The organism is Sulfurimonas sp. (genome assembly GCF_016744025.1).
Classification (GTDB): Bacteria; Campylobacterota; Campylobacteria; order Campylobacterales; family Sulfurimonadaceae; genus Sulfurimonas.
This window is the reverse complement of the sequence record NZ_JADGFC010000160.1, coordinates 1-4,608: the sequence shown is the minus strand read 5'-3', so window position 1 is coordinate 4,608 and position 4,608 is coordinate 1. Positions and strand designations below refer to the sequence as shown.

Sequence of the window (4,608 nt, the reverse complement as noted above, 5' to 3'; positions counted from 1 at the left end):
CACGGAGTGGAGCGGTCAGTGGAAGTTTATGAAAAACTCACCCCACTTCACTACTATATTTAAGGTTAGAAACAATCTTAAAGCTTAAATGACTGATTTATAGGTTTATTATGTGAAACTTAACAAAAAGGTATTAAAATATATGATATTAAGTCATTTTAATTAAGATTAAAACCTATATATTTAAGAAAAGGTGGATTATCTAGTAAATTTAAGTTTAGATGGTCATTCTTGGACTATTTGGCTTAAGGTTACAGAAAAGATGATATTATTTCAGATTCAAAACTTAAAGGCTCTCAGAAAAATGGGGGGGGTATGTACCCCATCGACCTCTTATAATACCTACATTCATGTGAATAGTTTAAATTTTTTATAAAATAATTGTCATATCTCTAATTTTCATTTTTCATTTATTTTGTCTCTCTTCTGTCTCCGATGTGTTGGGGCTTATGCCATCCGTTCATCATCGTCCTCAAACTCGTCTTCCTCAAAATCATCATCATCGTCATCAAATGTTCTTCCTTGAATAAAATCTAATAAATAAGCAAGTGCATCCATAATATCATCAAACTTACTATCAACTGCTGGGTCAAATGCTAAAAGTTCACCCTCAAGCTCTGTTGTAGTAGATATACTTTTGTTAAAATGTATTCTTTCTGTCATAAATAGTGGATGTAGATTAGATATTCTTAGATTCTTAGCTCTTTTCATGTGAGATAGTGGACAAACTGGTATATTTATACCTGATTCTTTTATAGCAACATCAAGTGTATATAGAAAATCATTTTGAAAACCACCCTTCTCTATTCCATACTTGATAGAGTTAAAAGTACTTTGTATTCTTATGCACTGCAAAGATTTTTCAAAAGGACTCCAATGACCAGCTGAGATATCTAAAATATAGATATCATTTGTAGGAGCTACCGCGAATGTAACTATTGCTGTCCTATCTGCTCCATCTCCTGTCGCTAAATCCATAGTCGTATAAATATAACAATCTAGTAATGATATCTTACTACCATCTTCTAAAACAATATTTAAAGGCTTTTTAGTTTTTATAATTCCTTTTTCTTTAGCATTTTGAAGAGTAATTGTAGGTTCTATCTTTTTGTCATATTCCACATGAGAAAAGTACTTAAACATTTCTCTCTTGAAAAGTTGTTTATCAGGTGACATAGCTTTACACATATACTCTTGATAAAAATGATTAGCCATACCAAGTCGTTCTAATCTTATCTTTAGTTTTTTTATTTTAGCTATAGGAAAACGTGACTTCCATGCAGCCTTTCCACCTTCCATAATTGGAATTGATTTAGTATGCCATTCACTATCGTTAGTTTTATCATCATCATTCTTTTCCATGATGATGTTATTTAAAATACTATCTTCATGTAGGATTGTTCCTATGATGATAATCTGTCCTCTTATCGGATGCATCGAGGGAATTAGATCAGAATAAAACCAGTTCTTTAGCTTTTTTCTATTTTCTTTATTTCCAATAGCATATTGACCTACCTTAGACTCAAGGTCATCGGCTATAATTAAAGTAGGACGATTGTTGTCATGAGTATAACCACGAGGATCTTGTCCTGCTCCAAAAACATCTATTGCCGATAATTGCTCAAGTGATTTACCATCTTTGTCTTTTTTGCCCTTATTTATAATTACTTCAATACTTGTATCTGTCCAGGTCTTACCTTTTGAAATGCTGTAGCCTTTGGCTTGCATTTTTAAAATGAGCCCTTTAATATCTTTTAAAAATCTCTTTGCTTTTTTCTCTGATTCAGAAACAATAAGAGTGTAAGGTTCATGCTCAAAATAAATACGATTTAATACTAGAATTTTATTTAGTAGAGTAGATTTACCAGCTCCACGAAAAACCGCACAAGCCTTAAATTGTTCAGGACCATTTATAAAATTTAATAGATCTAAATGAAATCTTGGAGTAGCATTTTCAAAGATAGAAGAATCAATATCCTTAGCAAAGATAATCTGTTTTACTGAGGGAAGACGTTTCTCTATATGAGGATTATCCACAATAGGTAAGTCTTTACATACTCCTGTTGTCATTATTGCTGTAGCAGTAATTAAGGATAAAAGAGGCTTTTTTATATTCATACTAAGTGTCCTGTAACTAGTTCTTTAATAAACTAGTTTTAGTTGGCAGGGTGTGCCAAAATTGTCTTCTTTTTGTATACCAATGGCTGACAATTTAATAGTATAAAGTCCTCATATGAGGGATGTTGGTATTTTAGTAAAGGGTTCGAGTCCCTCTCTTGACACCATTCCTTTTTAAACCCCCAAAGTACGGTATCATCAAAGTTAAGACAACTTGATTGTTCCAAAACTGTACCAATTTTGTTCCAATTCTATATCACAAATCAATGTCGTCTGTTAAAAAAGTGGCTCTTTGTTTCTTTTCATTCTTTATATATCTAGCATATTTTTTGAGTGTCATTTCAGGAGTTGAGTGTCCTAACATATGAGAAACCCATAAAACATCTTCACCCTTACTAATCATTAAACTAGCAAAAGAGTGTCTAGTGTTATATAGAGTTCGATATTCTACATTTGCACTTTTTAAAGCTCTTTTCCAAGAGTAATCTCTTATCTTGTTACTATCAAAGAAATTATTTTTATTTCTGTTCAAGAATACAAAAGATTTATCTTTAGCACTTAAATTATATTGATTTTTCAAATACTTTTTTAGTGTAGGTAAAATTTCAATCGTTCTAATACTATTGATAGTTTTAGGAGTTGTTTCCATTCCTTTATTAATAGTTCTATTAATCGTAATTTCATTTCTCTCTAAATTTATATCTTCCCATTTTAAACCAATAATCTCACCAGTTCTCATTCCAGTAAAAAAAGCTACTGCGAAGAAGTTTATAAACTGTCCGTCTGCATGTTCAAGAATTAATTTAATTTCATCTAGTGAAAAAGGATTTACATGTGTTGGAACTTGCATTGGTAATCTAGCTACTCTTCTAACTGGATTAAAATCTATAATCTCATCATTTACTGCATCTTCTAAAATCACAGACAAAACAATCCTAATATCTTTAACTCTCTTGGGTTTTAAACCAAGTTCTAATAGTTTGTTCTGCCAAAGTGATATTTCACTAGTTTTTATTTTATCTAGTCTTTTACCTTTAAAGTCAGGCAATATATGACGATTATAATTACTCTTGTATCTGTTTAGAGTAGATTCTTTTCTAGTTTTTTTATGTAGCTCAAAACTAACTTCTGCAAAATCTTCAAACAAAGGTACTTTTTTAACATTGTCATTATTAAAGAACTCTCCACTATATACTTTTAAAAGCATTTGTGGAATTATTTGTGTATTAGCTAATTTTTTATTAGCTTTGGTGTCTTCCATATTTAGAGATTTTTTTATAACCTCTCCATTGAAAGAAAACCTTACCCATAGCGTATTGCCACGGGTATATATCTTAGGTTGTGTCATCTTATCCATTTATGTAGTCCTTTACATAAATACCTAAAATAAGACTTTTTAGCATACACGACAATTTTATCATATTAAATCTTTTAATATGTTATTGGCTACCTCTTTAACATCAATAGAGTTTGTTGAAGACTGCACCCAATTATCAAGAGCAATTTTATCAAATAGTAATTTGCCAGTTTTTTTATAGTAGTGTTTACCCTCTATAAAATAGCTATTCTTTAGCTTGTGTATATGGTCTTGTGAATAACCCAAATAATTAGAAGCTTCTTTTATATTTAACCATCTTTTTTCACCTGATAATTTAGCTTCAAGTTCTTCTAATTTTATGAGTATTGTGCCAATTTTTGATAAGTTTTCAAATTCTATTAACATATCACACCTCACGTCTACTTAACTTTTCTTTGTATGCAATCTCCAACTTTTGAGCATACTCTGTTCTCTTTTCTTCTTCTCCAAAATGAAGACAACTCTCTAGTGTCGTAATTTCTTCTTCTAGTTTTTCATTGCTTAGTTCTCTAAAAGATACAACTTTTACTGGAGTAATGAGTTCTCCACCTTTTAAAAGTCTATACTCTTTATTATCTCCCTCAATACTTACTAGTATATAAGTTCGTTTAGGTTTATTGTCTTCTTTGAACTTCTCTTTTTTATCTTCTATTTCATCTATAAAGTCTTGAGCTATGATAGAGATAAAATCAGTAGTTATCTCTATCTGATGAACTAAACCTTTTTTAAGAACTATGTTCATATCTTCTATAAATCTATTCTCATCATAGATGATACTTTTTCTTTTTAATCTCTCTATTGGAAAATCAAATTGCATAAAAGTATCTATGTTAAAGTTGTCTTTTATGTAGTTCCAAATTGAAAGTGTTTTAGCTCTACTTTTAGAATTATTCTCTATATCTTTTTTTGTAACAGAGTTAATATCAATAAGTCGTATATTTTCCATCGCTTTTTTAAAAAGATTGTTTGCATTAGTTGTTAAATCTTCAAGTGTTGTTATCCCATAAGCTCTTAAATGAGTTCTATGCATTTCAAACTCTACATTGAAAATAGCTTTGTTTGTATCTAAGCCATTATTTATAAAGTACTCATACATAATCTCTTTTTTACTTGATTTTGAAAGTTCAAGTTTT

The 4,608-nt window shown here is 30.1% G+C and carries 3 protein-coding genes and 1 pseudogene; all 4 read right to left on the bottom strand.

Features of this window, described 5'->3' with window-relative positions:
• Positions 1-447: 447 nt before the first annotated feature.
• Entirely contained in the window at positions 448-2,118 is a 1,671-nt protein-coding gene (locus QZZ48_RS14175; protein ID WP_294966908.1) for a hypothetical protein, read from the bottom strand.
• Positions 2,119-2,374: 256 nt separating this feature from the next.
• Positions 2,375-3,475, bottom strand: coding sequence for a site-specific integrase (locus QZZ48_RS14170; protein ID WP_294966907.1), 1,101 nt, complete (start codon positions 3,473-3,475; stop codon positions 2,375-2,377).
• Between the two features lie 60 nt (positions 3,476-3,535).
• Positions 3,536-3,841: a DNA-binding protein gene (locus QZZ48_RS14165; RefSeq protein WP_294966906.1), complete on the bottom strand. Its 306-nt coding sequence runs from the start codon at positions 3,839-3,841 to the stop codon at positions 3,536-3,538.
• Position 3,842: 1 nt separating this feature from the next.
• Positions 3,843-4,608, bottom strand: a pseudogene (locus QZZ48_RS14160) (hypothetical protein); the annotation flags it as partial.

What these genes read in the sequence shown, in the direction of transcription:
- QZZ48_RS14175 (WP_294966908.1), bottom strand. Translation starts at nt 2,118, where the DNA reads ATGAATATAAAAAAGCCTCTTTTATCCTTAATTACTGCTACAGCAATA.
- QZZ48_RS14170 (WP_294966907.1), bottom strand. Translation starts at nt 3,475, where the DNA reads ATGGATAAGATGACACAACCTAAGATATATACCCGTGGCAATACGCTA.
- QZZ48_RS14165 (WP_294966906.1), bottom strand. Translation starts at nt 3,841, where the DNA reads ATGTTAATAGAATTTGAAAACTTATCAAAAATTGGCACAATACTCATA.